The sequence below is a fragment of the Wenyingzhuangia sp. IMCC45533 genome, from assembly GCF_054111225.1.
The window spans coordinates 1,260,621-1,281,170 of sequence record NZ_CM134197.1 but is presented as its reverse complement, the minus strand read 5'-3'; the positions used below and the strand labels follow the sequence as shown (position 1 = coordinate 1,281,170).

Annotated in this window: 14 protein-coding genes; 12 read left to right on the top strand and 2 right to left on the bottom strand. The window is 33.8% G+C overall.

Annotation, left to right across the window (positions count from 1 at the left end):
- Positions 1 to 251 precede the first annotated feature (251 nt).
- Both ACXGQW_RS05645 and ACXGQW_RS05640 read right to left on the bottom strand, forming a co-directional pair.
- On the bottom strand, positions 252 to 1,553 hold the full coding sequence (locus tag ACXGQW_RS05645) for a hypothetical protein (RefSeq protein ID WP_457824122.1): 1,302 nt from the start codon (positions 1,551 to 1,553) through the stop codon (positions 252 to 254).
- Positions 1,554 to 1,878: 325 nt separating this feature from the next.
- The gene (locus tag ACXGQW_RS05640; RefSeq protein ID WP_457824121.1) at positions 1,879 to 4,197 is read right to left on the bottom strand and encodes a TonB-dependent receptor; all 2,319 of its coding nucleotides are present in this window, start codon (positions 4,195 to 4,197) and stop codon (positions 1,879 to 1,881) included.
- A gap of 147 nt (positions 4,198 to 4,344) precedes the next feature.
- On the opposite strand from ACXGQW_RS05640, the gene ACXGQW_RS05635 reads away from it, so the two are divergent.
- The 12 genes from ACXGQW_RS05635 (at position 4,345) to ACXGQW_RS05580 (ending at position 20,549) form a co-directional block, all read left to right on the top strand.
- Positions 4,345 to 5,010 (top strand): metal-dependent transcriptional regulator, encoded by a 666-nt coding sequence (locus ACXGQW_RS05635; RefSeq protein WP_457824120.1) that lies wholly within the window; start codon positions 4,345 to 4,347, stop codon positions 5,008 to 5,010.
- Positions 5,011 to 5,017: 7 nt separating this feature from the next.
- The gene (locus ACXGQW_RS05630; protein ID WP_457824119.1) at positions 5,018 to 5,929 is read left to right on the top strand and encodes a metal ABC transporter solute-binding protein, Zn/Mn family; all 912 of its coding nucleotides are present in this window, start codon (positions 5,018 to 5,020) and stop codon (positions 5,927 to 5,929) included.
- A gap of 290 nt (positions 5,930 to 6,219) precedes the next feature.
- Positions 6,220 to 6,966 carry a metal ABC transporter ATP-binding protein gene (locus tag ACXGQW_RS05625; protein ID WP_457824118.1) on the top strand — a complete coding sequence of 249 codons (747 nt, stop codon included), beginning with the start codon at positions 6,220 to 6,222 and terminating at the stop codon, positions 6,964 to 6,966.
- The gene (locus ACXGQW_RS05620) at positions 6,963 to 8,075 is read left to right on the top strand and encodes a metal ABC transporter permease (RefSeq protein WP_457824117.1); all 1,113 of its coding nucleotides are present in this window, start codon (positions 6,963 to 6,965) and stop codon (positions 8,073 to 8,075) included. The genes ACXGQW_RS05625 and ACXGQW_RS05620 overlap by 4 nt, the downstream gene beginning before the upstream one ends.
- Positions 8,072 to 9,232 (top strand): metal ABC transporter permease, encoded by a 1,161-nt coding sequence (locus ACXGQW_RS05615; protein ID WP_457824116.1) that lies wholly within the window; start codon positions 8,072 to 8,074, stop codon positions 9,230 to 9,232. Before ACXGQW_RS05620 ends, ACXGQW_RS05615 begins: the two co-directional genes overlap by 4 nt.
- Positions 9,233 to 9,315: 83 nt before the next feature.
- On the top strand, positions 9,316 to 9,759 hold the full coding sequence (locus ACXGQW_RS05610; protein WP_457824115.1) for a TerB family tellurite resistance protein: 444 nt from the start codon (positions 9,316 to 9,318) through the stop codon (positions 9,757 to 9,759).
- Between the two features lie 62 nt (positions 9,760 to 9,821).
- On the top strand, positions 9,822 to 12,935 hold the full coding sequence (locus ACXGQW_RS05605; RefSeq protein WP_457824114.1) for a UvrD-helicase domain-containing protein: 3,114 nt from the start codon (positions 9,822 to 9,824) through the stop codon (positions 12,933 to 12,935).
- A gap of 65 nt (positions 12,936 to 13,000) precedes the next feature.
- Positions 13,001 to 13,606, top strand: a complete 606-nt coding sequence (locus ACXGQW_RS05600; protein ID WP_457824113.1) for a hypothetical protein — start codon at positions 13,001 to 13,003, stop codon at positions 13,604 to 13,606.
- Positions 13,607 to 14,135: 529 nt separating this feature from the next.
- The gene (locus ACXGQW_RS05595) at positions 14,136 to 15,488 is read left to right on the top strand and encodes an OmpA family protein (protein ID WP_457824112.1); all 1,353 of its coding nucleotides are present in this window, start codon (positions 14,136 to 14,138) and stop codon (positions 15,486 to 15,488) included.
- A 141-nt stretch (positions 15,489 to 15,629) separates the two neighbouring features.
- Positions 15,630 to 18,383 carry a PD-(D/E)XK nuclease family protein gene (locus ACXGQW_RS05590; RefSeq protein ID WP_457824111.1) on the top strand — a complete coding sequence of 918 codons (2,754 nt, stop codon included), beginning with the start codon at positions 15,630 to 15,632 and terminating at the stop codon, positions 18,381 to 18,383.
- Complete coding sequence (locus tag ACXGQW_RS05585; RefSeq protein WP_457824110.1) at positions 18,383 to 19,228, top strand: alpha/beta hydrolase family protein; 846 nt, start codon at positions 18,383 to 18,385, stop codon at positions 19,226 to 19,228. The genes ACXGQW_RS05590 and ACXGQW_RS05585 overlap by 1 nt, the downstream gene beginning before the upstream one ends.
- Positions 19,215 to 20,549 (top strand): MATE family efflux transporter, encoded by a 1,335-nt coding sequence (locus ACXGQW_RS05580; RefSeq protein ID WP_457824109.1) that lies wholly within the window; start codon positions 19,215 to 19,217, stop codon positions 20,547 to 20,549. Before ACXGQW_RS05585 ends, ACXGQW_RS05580 begins: the two co-directional genes overlap by 14 nt.
- Position 20,550: the final 1 nt, after the last annotated feature.

The following is a 20,550-nucleotide window of genomic DNA, read 5'->3' as shown; positions in this document are numbered from 1 at the left end:
TGCTTAGTGAATTTGAACAACCCAATTGTATCATAAAAAACTGTGCATGAAGAGAACACATAAAAGTGGGGATTTAATGAAAGTGGATGTCTTTTTTTGAGAAATGCGATATCATGAGATAAAATTGGGTCATTTTAGACACGACAAAAATAAAAATCAAGAGAGGTGTCTTTCTTGATTTTTAGAGGGTGTTATCTTTAGTCTTTGGTGCAAAAAAAAGCAGCTTATTTAGATAAGCTGCTTTTTTGTGTTTAAAAATCCAAATTAAAATCATCATAACGCTCTTCTTCTGGTAATTTAAGAGCCTTGTTATTATCAGACATAGAAAAATCGTTGGCCAATTTTGAAATTTCTCCCATTTTGTCGAATTTAATTAACAGGGGATTATTTTTTAATTCAACATTTCCTGAAACACTTTCTACTGTTTGGAAACCGGAAATAGAAGATAAAGCTTCGTTGTTGTTAATCGTAATATGACCATCTATGATATTAACTTTATTAAAAGTTTTAATCTCTTTTAGCGTTGGATTTTGAGCAATTTTTAAAGAACCAATCATACCCTCTAAGTTGTCAAAACAATCAACATTAGCCAAGCTTTTATTATTATTGATGTTAGCTTCTATTTTAATATTGTTAAGATTGGATAAACTAGTAATGTCTTTTAAAGCTGCATTCCCTGCAATTGTAATAGTCTCATTAACAGTTTTAAGATTGGCAAAAGCTCCCAACTCACTTAACGATTTATTTCTAGTGATGGTAATGTTATTGATCTCTCCACCAACATTTTTAAGTCCAGCTAAGGTAGTTAGCTTAGGGTTTTTATCCATAATAACATCACCTTTGATAGACTTTATAGCTTGTAAGCTATTGACGTTTTTTAAATTGACGTTGTTAGAAATCACCAATTTGTTTGTAACACTAGTTACTTTATCAAAAGAATTTAATTCTGTTAATAGGGGGTTAATGGTAATTTGAATTTTCCCAACAGTACCTCCTACGTTTTTTAAGCCTTGTAACGTGGTTAATTTTAAATTGTCACTCACTACCACTTCGCCTAGTACAGAAGTAATACTTTTTAAATTATCGATGTTTTGTAATTTGAGATTTCCCTGAACTACTAAACTTTGATTGATTTTCGTTATTTTATTCAATCCTATAGTTGTAATTAAAGGATTGGAAACCACAGTAAAATTCTCAAGAGGACCTGCGACATTTTGCAGCTTGTCTACTGATGTCAAAAAATCGTTAAATTCTATTCGTATATCTCCAGTAACTTTTTTTAGATTTTCTAGCCCTGTTAAATCTTTTACAGATGTTTCTAATATATCTAAGTTTTTTACTTGTTCAATTGATGAGAGTGGACTCAAATCATTGACCTCTAATCCGTCAATGTGAATATTATTGGTTAATTTTTTACAGTTCGCGTATTTGGTTTTGAAACCGTCTACTTCCTCTTGAGTAGAAAAATATAGCTCCTCTACAGGGCACTGTGCTTGCAAAAAATTACTAAATATTACAAAGAATGTAAATAATATTATGTTAATTCTTTTCATGATTTATTTTTACTATGGTTCAAATTTAGGTTAAAAAAGTTAAATTAAGTATGATTTAAGTTTCTTAATTCTCCTGTTTTCCTAAAAAAAGATGTTATTTAACAGGTTTTATTCAAATTTTATACCAATAAAAGACAATTTTATCCCCAAAAATAAAAAATAAATCGTAACGTGCTGCTGTCAAATAGATTGAGGCAATATTTTAAGCCTAAAATAAAATGTGAAAATTTTTATGGGTGTTAAATAAATTCGATTTTTCACAAAAATATTATTTGTAGACTTTCAAAAGTTGATATAAATCAAGCCCTAAATAAAATCGGACTATTTAACCCCCAAATTTTAGTCCTAAAAAGTAAGTTCTTGGTCTTTGCGGACCATAGTTATAGGTAACATCTCTATTTACTCCTTGGTCAAAATCATTTTGATAAGAATTAAAAATGTTCTGAACACCACCGTACACTTGTATATAGGTACTTTGTTTTTCTTTGCTCAGGTAGAACTTATACGAGGATTTCCAATTCAATTCAAAAAAACTGTTAGAAGTCTCTAGTCTGTCTTGGTCAATAAAACCTTCTAAATGCTGAACTTTCATAGGGCCTGTAAAAACACTAGATATATTGTTCTGGAAGTTTTTAGTTGGAGCATAGGTCACAATAAAATTAGCGTAAGCGTTAGGGGTTTCGTTGAAAGCCCTCGAAGGAGGCACATTCAAATCTTCAGACCATTGTATAGCACTGTCAAATTTGGACTCTTGCAGGGTGGCACCAGCCTGAATTAACCATTCCTGATTAGGAGCGTACTTTAGTTCTACATTTAAACCATAAACTTTAGCACCATCTGAATTTTGTCTTCTAAAGATGAAAACATCTTCAGAGGTTTCTTCTTCTTGTTCCAAAGCAAAAGCATCTTTAAGTCTCGTGTAAAATAATTCCGTGACTAAGGAAAAATCTCCATTTTCTAATTCCTTAGTCCAATCTAGCGAAGTTAAAAAACTATGAGATGTTTCTGATTTCAAATTTTCAGCATTTAAAATTTGACCAATTTCATTTCCTGCCAAACCAGAGTGTACATCCTCTCCATAAATTTGTGGGGCTCTAAATCCTCTAGCATAACTAGTTCTCCATCTCAAATTTTTATTGATACTATATAAAATATTGGCTCTAGGATTCAATATCACTTTTTCGTCTGCCAAATTATGAGCATCTGCTCTAAGTCCAGCGAGTAGTCTCAACTTATTATTTACGACCCATTCTTGCTGTGCATACACACCTAAAATTTTAGTGGTTTGTAAAATTGGCGTGAAATCTTCAATATTGTCTTTTCTGTCTTCAATATCATTGTACTGAAATTCAACCCCTCCAGTAAAAGTTCCGGTATTATTTAAAAAACGATCAAATTTATGAGCATACTGACCTCCTCCAACAATAGTTAAATCATTAGATTTACCAAACCCTCTAATACTTTGAATAATAGCTTCTGTACTTTCGGGCTCCCCACCTAAGCCTCCATAAAAGTTTTTATTTTTAGAGACAGCAGTAGATGCGTAAACAGAATAGTTATCTTTTTTGTTGGGTGTTAAATACTCATAAGTTAAGCCCCCCGTTACCGCAGTAGATTCTATCTGTTCAGTAATATCAGTTAAAAAAGGTTGTTTGTCTAGTTCGTTTCCACCCCTTCTAAACTCCGTATTCGCGTTAAATTCAATCGTTATTTTTTTTCTATCGTTAGGTCTGGTAAAAGCTTTTAAGCCAAAAGAAGTGTTTTCTATTTGGGTCAATTCTGTAAAAGAATCACCGTCAATATCTAGAGATTCTCGATCTCTTTTAATTCCGAATAAAGCAATACCCGTATCAAAGTCTTTGTTAATAATAGTACCGTTGTAAGATAAAATCCTGTCTTGGGCTCTACCATCTATTAATGCTAGGTTCCCTCCAACGCTAAAACTATTCTCAGTAGGATCTTTGGTAATAATATTGATAGTTCCTGCGATAGCGTTAGATCCGTAGAGCGCAGAACCTCCTCCTCTCACAACTTCTATTTGTTTAATAATATTAGCAGGAATTTGGTCTAGTCCATAAACGCTGTTTAATGCGCTAAATACGGGTCTACTATCAATTAAAATTTGAGAGTAAGCACCTCCTAAACCATTCATTTTAATTTCTGAAGTTCCACAATTTTGGCAATTGTTTTCTACCCTTAGTCCTGGCTGAAAATTTAACCCTTCCGATAAACTTACGGCTTGTGTAGCTTCTAAAACTTTAGCATCCGTAACAGTAACAATTACTGGAGCTTTTTTACGATTTAAATAACCTCTAGTAGCTGTGATGACCACTTTATCTAATCCTAAAACATCCTCTTTTAGAACAATATCCATTTTTTTAATTTCTCCAGAATTGACATCAATAACTATTTCTTTGTTTTTATATCCCGAGGAAGAAATTAATAATGTTTGTAGTCCAGAATTCGTTTCCAACTTGTAAAAACCATCAAAGTTTGATTGCGTGGCAGTATGAGTTTCTTTTATTTTAATTAAAGCCAACAAAGGTATCCCTTCCTTGGATTGCACATGTCCTTGAATATAACCCTTTTGTCCGCTAACGTTAAATGTTGTGATGATAAAGAGGGTGAATAATATATGTTTCATGATAAATTTGACTGAATGAAATAGGTGCAAGAATATGTCTTTGTTTATAGAGAACTAAAGTTTTTTGCAAATCTAAAATATTATTTTTAGATAAGTCTAAAAATAATATTTTATATATACTGTTGTTAAATTTATATATTTGTAATAATGGAATTTGACTTATCACAAACGGAAGAAAATTACTTGAAAGCTATTTATAGTTTGTATGTAATGGTAAACAAACCCGTAAGCACTAATAAAATTGCTTGTAAATTAGAAACCAAAGCATCATCTGTAACAGATATGATGAAAAAGTTGGCGGATAAGGGTTTAATTGATTATATAAAGTATCAAGGGGTTTCGTTATCGGAACAAGGAAAAAATGTAGCCGTTAAAATTATTAGAAAACATAGACTTTGGGAAGTGTTTCTAGTAAGACATTTAGGATTTAAATGGGATGAAGTTCACGATGTTGCTGAGCAACTAGAACATGTGAAATCTGTAAAATTAACAGATAGTTTAGATGCGTTTTTAGATTTTCCTAGATACGATCCGCATGGAGACCCCATACCCGACAGCGACGGGAATGTGGTTAAAAGAGAAGTAACACTGTTATCTTCGCTAAAAGAAAATGAACATAGTAAAATAGTAGGAGTAAAGGATAGTTCTAGCGCTTTTTTAAACTATTTAGACAATGCCAATATCAAACTAGGAGCGACTATTAAAGTGTTACACAAAGAAGCCTTTGATAACTCCATGCTATTGTTAATAGAGCATCAAAAAATTTCTATTTCCCAACAGATTTCCAGCAATTTATACGTAAAACAGCAATAACAATCACATGAAAAGAATAGCCATACTACTAATTGTACTTATTGTAACAGCTTGTAAGCCCTCAAAAAAAACTGAGAACACAAAGTTTACAGTAGTAACGACCACTACCATGATTACAGATTTGGTGAAAACGATAGGAGGAGATGTTATTGAGGTAAAAGGAATTATGGGAGCTGGTGTAGATCCTCATTTATACAAGGCTTCTGCGGGAGATTTGACCAAGTTATCCAATGCAGATTTAATTATTTACAATGGTTTGCACTTGGAAGGAAAATTAGTGGATGTTTTTGAGAAAATGAATCAGATAGGTAAGAAAACTTTGGCTTTAGGTACCTTTTTATCCGAAGCACAAGTCATCAATTCTGAAGCTTTTGCCAGTTCACACGATCCTCATATCTGGTTTTCTATTAAAAACTGGAAAACAATTGCCTTAAAATTGGTTGAGGAATTGAGTAAGATAGATGCTGAGAATGCAGCTATTTATCGTAAAAACGGAAATGCTTACTTGTCTAAACTAACAGATTTGGAAGTGGAGATGAGGTCTAAGATAGAAGAATTACCAATTGATAAAAGAATTTTGGTAACTGCGCACGATGCTTTCTCTTATTTTGGAAGAGAATTTAACTTTGCGGTTGTGGGTTTACAAGGTTTATCTACAGCTACAGAGGCTGGTGTAAAGGACGTTCAGCGTATTTCCAATTTCATAATAGAAAATAAAGTAAAAGCAATTTTTGTAGAAAGTTCTGTTCCTAAAAGAACGGTAGAAGCTTTGCAAGCATCTGTAAAATCTAAAGGAAGTGAAGTAAATATCGGTGGCGAATTATTTTCTGATGCATTAGGAAGTCCTACTGAAGAAGTTGGAACCTACACGGGAATGTTTCGCTATAATGTAAATACAATTGTAGATGCTTTAAAGTAAAATATCCAAGGGTAATCGAGCGGAGTCGACCTTTTTTTTACAGTAGAAACATTGGTTGTAATTGGAATGACCATGTGTTGATGATGAACGAATGTATTTTTTTGCAGGATAATTAATCAGCCAAATTTGAGTGAGAACTTTTAAAAATAGAAGAAACAGTTGTGTTAGTGATTGACTGGCTTGTTTGAACTCTTTTGTTGGGTGATGGAGCGGAGCGGAGATTAGCCAACAAAAAGTGAGTAAGGAAAGCACGACCCGATAGGGAAACACCCAAAAATAAAATTAAAAAAATGGAACCTAAAATTGCCATTGCGATTGATGATTTAACGGTAGCTTATAATTATAAGCCTGTGCTTTGGGATATAGATTTGCAAATTCCGGAAGGAGTTTTAATGGCTATTGTGGGTCCCAACGGAGCAGGGAAATCTACGTTGTTAAAATCTATTTTAGATATTATAAAACCGTTGGCTGGGAGTGTAACGGTGTACGGAAAGCCGTATAAAAAACAGAGAGATTTGGTGGCTTACGTACCACAGAAAGGGAGTGTAGATTGGGATTTTCCAACTACGGCTTTAGATGTAGTAATGATGGGAACCTATGGTGCTTTGGGCTGGATAAAAAGACCTGGGCAAAAGCAAAAAAAAGAAGCTTTAGAGGCTTTGGAAAAAGTAGGCATGTTGGCTTTTCAAAACAGACAAATATCGCAATTGTCTGGAGGGCAACAACAACGAATTTTCCTAGCAAGAGCATTAGTACAAAACGCAGCTATTTATTTTATGGACGAGCCTTTTCAGGGGGTAGATGCAACCACAGAAAAAGCGATTATTCAAATACTAAAAGAATTGCGTAAGGCAGGGAAAACGGTGATTGTAGTGCATCATGATTTGCAAACTGTACCCGAGTATTTTGATTGGGTTACTTTTTTAAACGTTAAAAAAATTGCGACAGGACCTGTGGCGGATATTTTTAATGATGACAATTTAACCAAGACTTACGGTATTAATTACAAGGCAAGTATTACCGAAGGAAAGTTATGATAAAAGAATACATAGACTTATTGTTGGTAGATTATACCTTACAAATCATTACGCTTGGAACGGCCGTTCTAGGAGCGGTGTGTGGTATGCTAGGTAGTTTTGCGGTACTAAGAAAACAGAGCTTGTTGGGAGATGCAATTTCTCATGCATCGTTGCCAGGAATTGCCATTGTTTTTTTAGTCTTGGGAGTAAAAAACAACAATGGTCTGCTATTAGGGGCTTTGTTAAGTGGTTTGGTAAGTGCGGTTTTTATCAAAGGAATTATCTCTAAAACCCACTTAAAATCGGATACAGCTCTGGGAGTGGTATTGTCCACGTTCTTTGGTTTTGGAATGTTGCTATTAACCTATATTCAAAAACTACCTAATGCCAATCAGTCGGGTTTAGAAAAATATTTATTTGGGCAGGCAGCTACTTTATTAGCGAGTGACGTTTGGTTGATGTCTCTCATTGCTGGAATTTCTCTGTTTATAGTTTTACTGTTTTGGAAAGAATTTAAAATGGTGTTGTTCGATCCTGATTACACTAAAACTCTAGGTTTTAATGTAAAAATAGTAGATACATTAATTACCTCTTTTATTGTGATTGCTATTGTAATGGGGTTACAAACAGTTGGGGTAGTACTGATGAGTGCTATGCTATTAGCTCCTGCTGCTGCTGCCAGACAATGGACTAACAGTTTGGCGAAAATGGTTTTTTTGGCAGGATTGTTTGGAGCTGTTTCTGGGGTTTTGGGTACTGCCATAAGTGCTAGTGCTAACAACTTGTCTACAGGACCTGTTATTGTGTTAATTGCTACGTTATTTGTAGTGGTGTCTTTCGTGTTTTCACCTATGAGAGGTTTGTTGTTTAAGCAAATAAAACTCTGGCAAAACAGAAACGATTTAAAATTGATGAAAACATTGATGTTTATGTACAATTTGGTAAAAGATCACGAAAATGTATCGCATCCGCATAAAATACAATTGCTCAATAACTTTCAGGGATATACCAAAAAGAGTTTAAAAAGGTTGCAAGCAGAGGATTTGATCCTTTTAAACAAGAGCGATTGGTCTTTAACAGAAAAAGGATTTGATACGGCTAAAAATTTATACACCAACGAACGATGACCAGCGCGCAAATAGAAATACAGTTAATTTTAAGCTTGGTATCTATTGCTTGTGCTATACCAGGAGTGTTTTTGGTCTTGAGAAAAATGGCCTTGATTAGTGATGCGATTAGTCATTCCATTTTACCAGGAATTGTCATTGGTTTTTTTATTACGCAAGATTTAGCTTCACCATTGTTAATTGTCATGGCTACCCTAACGGGAGTATTAACGGTAGTGTTGGTAGAATACATTCAAAAAACAGGTTTGGTAAAAGAAGATACTGCCATTGGTTTGGTGTTTCCTTCGCTTTTTAGTTTGGGGGTAATTCTAATTGCTAGAAATGCGGGAGATGTTCATTTGGATGTGGATGCCGTTTTGCTAGGCGAAGTTGCTTTTGCTCCTTTTGATAGATGGATTTATGATGGAATTGATTTAGGTCCAAAATCTCTATGGATGATAGGAACTATTTTGATTATTTCTTTAAGCCTATTATTCTTATTTTTTAAAGAGTTAAAAGTGGCTACTTTTGATGCGGGTTTGGCAGCCTCTTTGGGGTTTACACCTATTGGGATTCACTACGGATTAATGACAGTTTCGTCGGTAACTACCGTTGGAGCTTTTGATGCCATTGGAGCTATATTGGTAGTGGCTTTTATGATTGTACCTGCTGCGAGTGTTTATTTGCTAACAAACAATCTAAAAAAAATGTTGGTATATGCGGCTCTGTTAAGTGTGGTAGCGTCTATTATAGGATATTGGGCAGCTCATTTAATGGACACGTCTATTGCAGGAACAATTGCCACTGTACTAGGGTTGATATTTTTTACGGTATACCTATTTGCTCCCAATAAAGGATATATTTCTCAATGGTATAAAACCAAACAGCAAAAAACGGAAGTTGCCATGCTGGTTTTTATGCTGCATTTGGCCAACCACGAAGAAGAAAAAGAGCGCAATATAAATCACCTACAAGAGCACATTAATTGGAACTCACAACTTGCCAAAAAAGTACTCAAATTGGCCTTTCAAAATAATATGATCGTTCAACAAAGTGAGATACTGAGCTTAACAACCAAAGGGGCAGATTTCACCAATAAAGCACTGTCTTATATCTCCGATAACAAAAATTCTGAGCTAGAAGGAATCAAGCAAAACTTCTTTTTATTTAGGGGTTAATATATTTTTAAGTTGATTATTAGACTTGTATAGTTTGCGGTAAAATACTAACTTTAGTAGACAACCTTTAAAACCAATAGCCCATGTCAATATTAAATATTTTTTTAAGCGGAACCCAAAAAAAGAATAGAGGGCATTTAGCAAACATTGTTAAAATAGCAAGGTCTAACGGTAAGTTAAATAGAGATGAAATTAAACTGCTAAAGAAAATAAAAAAGGATTTGAATATTAGCGATTTGGCTTTTAGAACCATCATTAGAAAACCCGAATTATACCCTATGAATCCTCCCTCTAATTACGATGAAAGAATAGAGAGATTGTACGCTTTAGCCAATATGATTTTAGTAGACAAAGAATCTTTTGACTTGTCCGTTAAATTATTAGAAAAGTTAGCCGTAGGTATTGGATTTCCACTACAAACACATGAACAAGTAGTAAAAATAGCCGTAGAGTTGGCTCAAAAAAATGCTGATTTGGAAATGTTTTCGCAAGAAATTAAAAGAGCTAATAGTAATGCCAAAGTGTAGCTTTTATTTAGTTCTTTATTAAAGGAAATTGTTTATTTTTAGACAATCTCTTTTTTTATAGCATGGAATCAACAAGTTTTTTCAAAGTTTACAATGCTTCTGCAGGTAGTGGTAAAACTTTTACCCTAGTGAAGGAATATTTAAAAATAGTGCTTACCTCGGGAGATTTTGAATTTCAAAAAATACTCGCAATTACTTTTACCAACAAAGCAGCTTCGGAAATGAAGCAGCGAGTATTAAACACCTTAAAAGATGCCTCTAAAAATACATCTAATCCAATTGTTGATGATGTTATTAAAGAAACAGCGTTAAAGCCAAAAGAAATTCAGGAAAAGGCAACTTTGGTGTTGTCCAACATTTTACATAATTACGCGAGCTTTAACATCATTACTATTGATAGTTTTACGCATAAATTGATTCGAACTTTTTCTTTGGATTTGGGATTGCCTTTAGACTTTGAAGTTGAGATGGATGCTTACCCTTTGCTACAAGAAACCATAGATTTATTGGTAGCAAAAATAGGAGAAGATAAGGATTTAACTAAGGTATTAGTGAGTTATGCCCTGCATCAGGTCAACGAAGACAAATCTTGGAATATAAACGATTCGTTGTTTGATGTTTCTAAGCTTCTGTTAAATGAAGAAAATGAGATAGAGATATCAAAATTAATTAATACGAGTCTCGCAGATTTTCAAGCCTTAGAAAAGAGGCTGAAAAAGTATTTAGAAGATACGGAAAATGCTTTTAAAGAGGTAGGTACACAAGCACTTTCATTAATTGATGAGCATGGTATTACGCACAATACTTTCACTTATTCCGATTTGCCTAAGTACTTTAACAAATTGATTGATAGTTGGAAGTTTAATGAGGCTAGTCCTTTGAGTGATAGACTTTCGAAAAACATGAACAATGGGATTTTGTATGCGAATACAAAACCAAAAGACTCAAAAAAACTTGCGGATAGGGATAAAATCGACCAAATAGAAAGTGACTTATTTCGTCTATTTGAAATTTCTCAGCAACTGTGCGAAGCTCATTTAGGGCAATATTTTCTGGTAAAAAAAATATTAAAATCATTGGTGCCTTTGGCAGTGCTTAGCTACATTAATAAAGAATTCACTTTTTTAAAAGAAGAAAATAACTTTAGACTGAATGCAGAGTTTAATAGGTTTATTAGTAATCAAATAAAAGATCAACCCGTTCCTTTTATATACGAGCGTTTAGGAGAAAAATATCAATATTTTTTTATTGATGAAATGCAAGACACCTCGGAACTACAATGGCAAAACCTAATCCCTTTAATTGATAATTCTCTATCTCAAGGAAAAGGGGGATTAATGTTGGTGGGCGATGCCAAACAATCTATTTATAGGTGGAGAGGAGGAAAAGCTTCTCAGTTCGTGGCTTTGTCTGATTCAGATAGCGAACAACAATTTTTCGTAGAAAAAGAGGTCATAACCTTGGGGACGAACTACAGAAGTTACAGTAATATCATTAATTTTAACAACGAATTTTTTCACTACCTATCGTCGTTTCTACAAGATCCTTCTTATCAAGAAATTTATGCGAAAGAAAAATTACAACAAACAAATAGTAAAGAGGGAGGCTACGTACACTTAGAAGTACATGAAAGAGAAGAGGATTTTGATGTGTACAGTCACTATTCCCAAAAAATACATCAACTGATAACTGATGTACAGAGTCGCGGTTTTAATAAAGGAGATATTTGCATTTTAACAAGAAAAACCAAAGACGGAATTGCTCTTGCAGATTATTTGGTGTCACAAGGAATTGAGGTTATATCTCCGGATAGCTTACTTTTAAAAAATAACAATCACGTTAAGTTTTATATATTTCTTTTGAGATGGATAGAGAACCCGTTGGACAAAGAAGTGTTGCTAGAGGTTTTGTATTTTTTATATGAACATTTAAATATTGGCATAGAAGAAAGCGATTTTTACGTGACGTGTTTGGCTTACCAAACGGTAGATGAATTATTGGCTTATTTAAAAATAGACTTCTCAGTTTCAAATTTTTTCTCACAGTCCTTATATGATGGAGTAGAGCTTGTCATCAGAAGTTTTGGATTGCAAGATAGCGTAGATGTATTTGTACAAGCGTTTTTAGATTTGGTTTTACAGTTTCAATTAAAAGAATCGGGAGGGTTGCAAGCATTCATAGCCTATTGGGACAGAAAAAAAGAGGGTTTAAAGGTTGAGGTAGCTGCCAATAAAAATGCAGTTCAGATTATGACTATTCACAAGTCCAAAGGTTTGGAATTTCCTGTGGTTATCTTTCCTTTCGATTTAAACACTGAGGATATCAATAGAGAAACTATTTGGTTGAATACCCAAAACAGCGAGTTATATGGAAAATTTGATAGTTTTAGAATCAACGCTTCTAACAAATTGTCGATGTATGGAGACGAGGGGGAGTACAAATTACAAGAGGTGAGTAAAGAAACGCAACTAGATAATTTTAATCTTCTATACGTTGCTTTAACTAGAGCCGAAGAACAACTATACATCTTGAGTGATACTAAAGAATCTAAACAGGAAACCACTAAAAATTATTCTGATTACTTTAAAAATTACATAATTGGCAAAGGGGTAGAGGGGGTGTACCAATTGGGAGATCCAAATAGACAGTCCGAAGCTTTGGTGGAAAAGACAATTTTTTCTCTTGACAAATTTTCTAGTATCGATAAAAAAGAAAACCAGATATATATTGTCCAAGGAGACCAATCGTTTGATGACTCCAGACATTTGGGAAATATCATACATCAAGCTTTTGAAAAAATAATTTCTGTAAACGATATAGACAAGGCATGTAATTTTATTGACCAACAAGGTTTAGATGATAACAATACCAAATTTTGTAAGTATTGTATTGATAACGTTGTCAATCATCCGCAATTAAAAGAGTATTATCAAGAAAGTTTGGAGACTTACAACGAACGAAGTTTTATAACTCAAAGTGGTGAAGTAAATATTATGGATAGATTGGTTTTTAAAGACAATAAAGTAATCATATTAGATTATAAAACTGGAAAACCTAGCCGCAGTCACCAGTTACAAATAGAGAATTATGCAAATATTCTAACCAACATGGGATATACGGTAGCCAGTAAAATTTTAATTTATTGTAATTCTCAGGTAGAAATTAATATTATATAATTTGTATAATCGTTATCTAAACCTGTTATTTTTTTTATATTTGTTAGCATTAAACACTATAATATATGAAAAATTTAAAAATAACATTGATAGCTCTATTTGCTGTTGCATTTTCATTCAACGCAAGTGCGCAAGATGAGGATAATAAATGGGTAATAGGTTTCGGTATCAATTCAGTAGATGTATCAAGTGCAGGATTGGGAGATATTGAAACTCAACTAAAAGATTACATAGGACTGAGTGACAACAATGTGTTGCCAGTGGCATCAAAAGTTTCCGTTGCAAGGTATTTAGGGAGTGGGTTTTCAGTGGACGCAGTAGGAACCCTTAATAATATTGATGAATCACCTACTGGAAATCCAGATGATAGCTCATATTTTGCAGTCGACTTCGGAGCGAGATATGATTTAAATTCTTTATTTGGAGAAACAGCTTGGTTCGATCCTTATGTGAAAATGAGTTTGGGTACCTCTTGGGCTGATGAAGAATCTACAGGTTTAAATATATCACCAGCTATAGGATTTAACACTTGGTTTAATGATGTAGTTGGTTTGAATTTTGAATCCATGTATAAAACAAGTACTTTAATTGGAAATAACAATTCTAGTATTATTGCTTCGGGATATCATTACCAGCATTCAATATCATTGGTAATACGATTCGACAATTAAATTAAGTTTACCTGATATGAAAAAAGCAGCTTGTTATTTTATAAGCTGCTTTTTTTGTTGATTTATAAGTGATGTCAACGACGATCTTTCCTGTAGAAGTGCTTGGTGAAAAGAATTTCATATCTATTTTGAGGTTTACAAACTCATTGATCTAGAGACTTCTTTACTGATAGGTAGAATAAGCAACTACAACTACCCACTAAATTGAGTAGCTAAAACTGATATCCGAATATTAGCGTTGCTTGTAAAAAGAGATACATGTCTATTATTCTTGATTTTTTTGTGCGTGTGAATCCTTGATCTCAATCAATCTTAAGGAAATCACAACAGTTACGTGAGAGATTAAAGAATATAAACTTTAGTTCAGTTAAGTGCGTTGACAAACAGTGTTTTGTGTTTGTTTTTCTTGTTTTTTAGAGCGAATTATTTTTAAAATTCTTGAGACCGAAACTCTCTCTTGATACTCATCAAGTTTGTTTTTTCAACATATCTTCTTTGTAGTTTTGGGGAAAATAAAATCACAAATAACATGAAGAAAATAACACTATTACTATTCGCTGGTTTAACCATGATTTTCAACACAAAATCAAACGGACAGGATAAAAATCACCCGTGGGCAATTGGTTTCGGTACCAATTTTATCGATATCTCCAATGCAGGAGTAAGTGAATTTGGTGCACAAACTAAAGACTATTTTAGAATTGATAAAGATTTAAACAATGTACCTTTTGTGACTAGGGTATATGTTGCTAAGTACTTAAAAAATGGGTTTACTGCCGACTTAACAGGTTCGTTCAACCAAATAGATGAAGGAGCAAATGGAGAAGTGCCAGAAGAGAACTACTACTCTGCAGATTTAGGTTTGAGATATGATATTAACAGATTGTGGGGTAAATCGGGATGGTTCGATCCTTATGCTAAATTTAGTATCGGAGCTATTTGGGTTGATAAAGATATGGGAGCTGTCCTTTCACCAGCTTTCGGATTTAACACGTGGTTCAATGATTCTGTGGGGTTAAACTTCGAAACAGCTTACAGATCTAACGCTGCATTTGGAAACGACACCCAATTGGGGAGTATCAAATACATTCCAGGATATCACTTTCAACACTCAGTTTCGGTAGTGTTTAGATTTGGAGACCCTATAGAGCAAGAACCTGAATTTATAGATTCTGATGGAGATAAAATTGCAGATATCAATGACAGATGTCCTAACGTAGCTGGAACTATAAGATTCCAAGGATGTCCTGATACCGATGGAGATTTGGTGCAAGACAGTAAAGATAAATGTCCAAACATAGCTGGGGCTGTAGAGGATGGAGGATGTCCAGATTCTGACCACGATGGATTGGCAGATCCTAACGATAAATGTCCAAATGAGTTTGGGCCAATTAAAAACAACGGATGTCCATGGCCTGATACAGATGGAGATGGAGTGACAGATAATATTGACAACTGTGTAAACGTAAAAGGACCGAAGTCAAACGTAGGGTGTCCAGTAAGATTAACAGAAGCAGCTAAAATAGAATTAGGAGAGTATGCAAAAATAATTCAGTTTAATGTAAACAGTGCAGAATTTAAACCTGGAGTAACCAAAATTTTGGATAAGGTAGCCAATGTAATGAATAAGTTTGAAGGTGTAAAGTTTGACATTGAAGGACATTGCGATAGCCAGGGGAATGATGCTTATAACTTAAAACTGTCTAGAGACAGAGCACAAGCTGTAGTAAATTACTTGTCAACTCACGGAATTGAGGAATGGAGATTAAAAGCTGTAGGTTACGGGGAAACTAAGCCCATTGCTTCTAACGCTACTGCCATTGGTAGATCGTTAAATAGAAGAGTAGTAATATCAGCTATTGAAGAGGATACCAATCAATAATAGATACTATTATAAAACCTGTTTTTTAACTAGCAGATAATAAAAATAGCCTTTGTAATTACAAAGGCTATTTTTATGCGTTCATTTTTATACTTCTTAAAAAAGCCGTTCCTTTAAGGAACAGCTTTTTAGGACTATTTTATGAAGACTTTTTTACAAGAAACAGCGAGTGCAATTATCAATGGTAAGACTAACTTAAAGAATACAATTTGCATTGTGCCTAGTGAAAGAGCTGGAATTTACTTAAAGCAGTCGTTTAAAGAAGTGTTGATAAACAAAGTTTCTTTCTTGCCAAAAATCATAAGTATTGAAAATTTTATCAAAGAAATTTCTGGTTTAGAAAGTATGGATCAGGTCTCTTTAATTTTTGAATTTTTCAAAATATACCAACAAGAATATAAGGGCGAAAATCCAGACACTTTTGAGAGATTTATAGGTTGGGCAACCATTGTGATACAAGATTTCAACGAAATTGATAGACATCTGGTGAATCCTAAGGAGATATTCAATTACCTCGCGGATATTCAAAATATAAAAGATTGGGATCCATCAAAAAATAAGGAAACCGATACCATGTCTAATTATATGAGTTTTGTAGAAGACTTGTATACGTATTACCAAAAACTAACCGCTACTTTATTGCATAAGAAATCCGCTTATCAAGGTTTGGTTTACAAAAAGGCTTTTGAAAATTGCGAAGAATATGTGGCTCAGTTTAAAGAGGAGACTTTTTGTTTTATAGGTTTTAACGCGCTAAACAAAGCCGAGGAACAAATATTTAAAACGTTTTTAGCATCAGAAAAAAATCAGATTTATTGGGACGTGGATGAGTATTACTTAGATAGCAAGCGCGAGGCTGGATCTTTTATAAGGGAATTTTTTACCCAATGGGAATGCTTGAATGTAGAGGGAAGAAAAAACTTTATAAACAATCATTTTCGTCAGAAAAAGAATATCCAAATATTGGGTTCGCCTTTAAATGTTACAGGTATTAAAGCTGCTACATCGTTTTTAAATGACGAAATAAATTCAAAAGAGACAGCTTTTGTTTTAGCAGAAGAATCCTTGTTACCAGTAGTTTTAAATTCCATCCCTTCCTCAGTTAACAAAGTAAATATTACGATGGGTTATGCTTTGAGCAATATTCCGTTATCGGGTTTGTTTCAGTCTTTGTTCGATTTACATTTGAACAAACAAAAATTAGCAAAGCAGGCATTTTATTATAAAGATATTATATCATTTTTAAGGCATCCTTATTTAACCAGAATTACAGATAGCAAAAATGATCTAATTATTGAGAGTATTACTAGACAGAACTTAGTGTTTGTATCTGAAAATGAAATAGACAATTTTTTCACGAAACACGAAATATTTCCATCTGTCGTAAACTTATTTAAGCCGTTTAAAAATGTTGCAGAGTTTCTTACGAAAACCATAGATTTTATAGGACTATTAAATCAAAAACTAGAGGGGGTAGATTTGTTGTATGTAGAAGGTTACAGAAAAGTTTTTCAAGAAATTATTAACCTAAACCAGCAGTATCAGTACATCAGCAACATCAAAGTTTTGTATAAAATCTTTAAAAAGTTGTTGCCTTTAGAGTCCGTAGATTTTAAAGGGGAAGCTTTGGAAGGAATGCAGCTAATGGGAGTTTTAGAAACTCGTTGTTTGGATTTTAAAAACGTAGTGCTAACTTCTGTAAACGAGGGGGTGCTCCCTTCTGGAACCACAGAAAGATCCTTTATTTCTTTTGAAGTAAAAAAACATTTTAAAATGCCGACTTACTTAGCTAAGGATGCTATTTTTTCGTATCACTTTTATAGATTGATTCAAAGAGCTGAGAATGTTTACCTTATCTACAATACCAAAACCAACGATTTTGGAGGGGGAGAAATGAGTAGATTCTTAACTCGATTAATGATTGACAAGGAAGCAGATATCACACATAAAAACGTAGTAGTTCCAGTGCAAAAGTCTGTTAAAGTAGCTAAAGAAATTATCAAAACAAACCAGGTGGTTGATGTTTTGATTAGCTATTTTAAAAAAGGAGTTTCTCCGAGTAGAATTACGGATTATATGAACGACCCTTTGGTTTTTTATAAAAAAATGGTGCTTAAAATAAGAGAAACGGATGCAGTAGAAGAAGAAGTTGCACACAATACTTTGGGAACCATTGTACACGACTCATTGGAGTTTTTATACAAACCTTACCTTAATAAAATCCTAGTAGCGAAAGATGTGGAGTTAATGAAAACTGAAGCTAAAAAAATGGTAGGCCTCAAGTTCAAAGAACACTTTAAAGAAGGTGATATTACCACAGGTAAAAATAGATTGATTAGCGAAGTTGCCAATCAGTTTGTCATTAATTTTTTAAACAAGGAATTAGACGAAATTAAAGTAGGTAAAGAGATTGTAGTTAAGGATTTGGAGATGGAATGTACACTATCAATGGTTACTCCTGCTGGACATCAAATAAAGTTAAGAGGTAAAATAGATAGAGTGGATGAGGTAGATGGCGTGAGAAGAATTGTAGACTATAAAACGGGGAAAGTAGAAGCCAAAGATTTGTGTTTGGAAGATTTGTCTATGGCTACCACAGATTACAAATATCACAAAATAGTACAGGTAATGACTTATGTGTTGTTGTACACCGAAACAGAGAAGTTTGATGTGGGTAGAAACGAACTCCAAACAGGAATTTATTCTTTCAAAAATTTCAAACCAGGGTTTTTAGCAATGAATCAATCTAAAAGTAGTCGTCAACAGAATTACAATATCACTGCAGATAATGTAGAAGCTTTTAAAAATAGTTTGTACGGATTGATAGACGAAATTTTAGACAACAACCGTACTTTTGTAGAAAACCTAGAGAATCCATATAAAATAGAGGCTTAATGATTTATAAAAATATTCAAGTAGAGGGAAAGCATAACAAACCTATTTTAACAGATATACACTATACCAAAGATGGTCGTAAAAAACCCTTGGTATTTTTTTGTCATGGATACAAAGGGTACAAAGATTGGGGAGCTTGGAATTTGATGGCGACAGAGTTTGCCAAGCAGGGTTTTTTGTTTGTTAAATTCAACTTTTCTCACAATGGAGGTACTGTAGAACAGCCTATCGATTTTCCAGACTTAAAAGCCTTTGGGAACAATACTTTTACCAAAGAAATAGACGACTTAGGATCTGTAATCGATTTTGTTTTACAGCACGATGTCTTGCTCTCCGATATGGACACTGAGAACATAACGTTGATTGGTCATTCTAGAGGTGGGGCCATTGCCAGCTTAAAAGCAGCTGAAGATAGTAGAGTTAAAAATCTAATTTCTTGGGCTGGAGTTTCCGATTTCGAATCCAGATTTCCAACTGGATTTAAACTGTTTTGGTGGAAATTAAGAGGAGTTGCTTATGTTCAGAACGCTAGAACAAAACAACAAATGCCACATTATATTTCTTTTTATAAAGATTTTATAGCTAACAAAGAAAGATTTGATATTCAAAGAGCGGTAAAAAAAATAAAAGCAAACCACTTATTAGTTCATGGAGATAACGATACGGTTGTAAAATTACAAGAGTCAAAAAACATTCAAAAATGGAATCCTAATAGCGAGTTATATGTAGTAAAGGATATGAATCACGCTTTAGGATGTTCGCAACCTTACACAAACAAAGAAATGCCATCAGACTTAAAAACTGTCGTTGCAAAGTCCGTTCAATTTATCAATGAGCAGCTCTAAATTTTCTTTTAAGTACATCAATAGTATTGCTGTTCCAGCAATTATTTCTGGAGTTATAGAACCTGTATTGTCGTTAACGGATACGGCTGTTGTGGGGAATGTGTCTATGAATGCAACAGAGGCATTGGCTGCTGTAGGAATCGCAGGTTCTTTTATAGCCACTTTAGGTTGGATTTTAACGCAAAGTAAAGTGGCTATTGCTGCTTTAGTGGCAGAGTTTTTAGGAAAAAAACAATTAGACAAAATAGCGGGTTTGCCTGCTCAAATGATAGGAATCAACGTTCTTTTAGGTTGTTTAATTTATGCGGTTACTTACTTTTTAACCATAGAGGTTTTTAAGTTGTACAATGCAGAAGGTTTGGTGTTAAGTTATACAACATCATATTATAAAATTAGAGCGTTAGGGTTTCCTTTTCTACTATTTACGGTTTCTGTATTTTCCGTTTTTAGAGGACTACAAAATACTTTTTGGCCTATGGTGATTAGTGCCATAGGGGCTTTGGTAAATATCGGATTAGACTTTGCGTTTGTGTATGGTGTAGAAGGTTGGATTCCTGCGATGCATATAGAAGGTGCTGCTTGGGCAAGTTTATGTGCGCAGTTTGTCATGTTTGCACTAGCTCTCATTTTATTGTTTGCAAAAACACCGTTTAGACTTAAAATTGTTTTTAAAGTTCACCCTGAACTAAAAAGAACAGTAACCATTAGTTTAAATATGCTAGTAAGAACCATTGCGCTAAATACCAGTTTGATATTGGCCAATGCTTATGCTACCAAATATGGAGCAAATTATATTGCTGCTTTTACCATTGCGTTTCAAATATGGTTGTTTTTTGCCTTTTTTATCGATGGATATGCAAGTGTATCGGCCATCATTGCAGGGAAATTAAAAGGAGAAAAAGATTACGGAGGTCTAAAAATATTAGTGACAACCATCACAAAATATGCTTTGTTCGTATCTGTGTCGTTGGCTGTTTTGTTTTTTGCTATATATCCCTATGTAGGATTAATTTTTACCAAAGATGTTAAAGTGTTGGAGACATTCAAATCTTTTTTTTGGATGGTGTTGGTGATGCAGCCTCTAAATGCAATAGCCTTTGTTTATGATGATGTTTACAAAGGAATGGCAGAAGCTGTTACCTTGAGAAATACGCAAGTGATTGCCACTTTTTTGGGTTTTGTGCCTACGCTGTTACTATTTGACTATTTAGATTTTAAAATTTATGCAATTTGGATCGCTTTTTTAACATGGATGTTGTTAAGAGCCTTACTTTTGCGTATTAAGTTTGTTAAACTTCTTAAATTTAGTGTTAAATATTAAT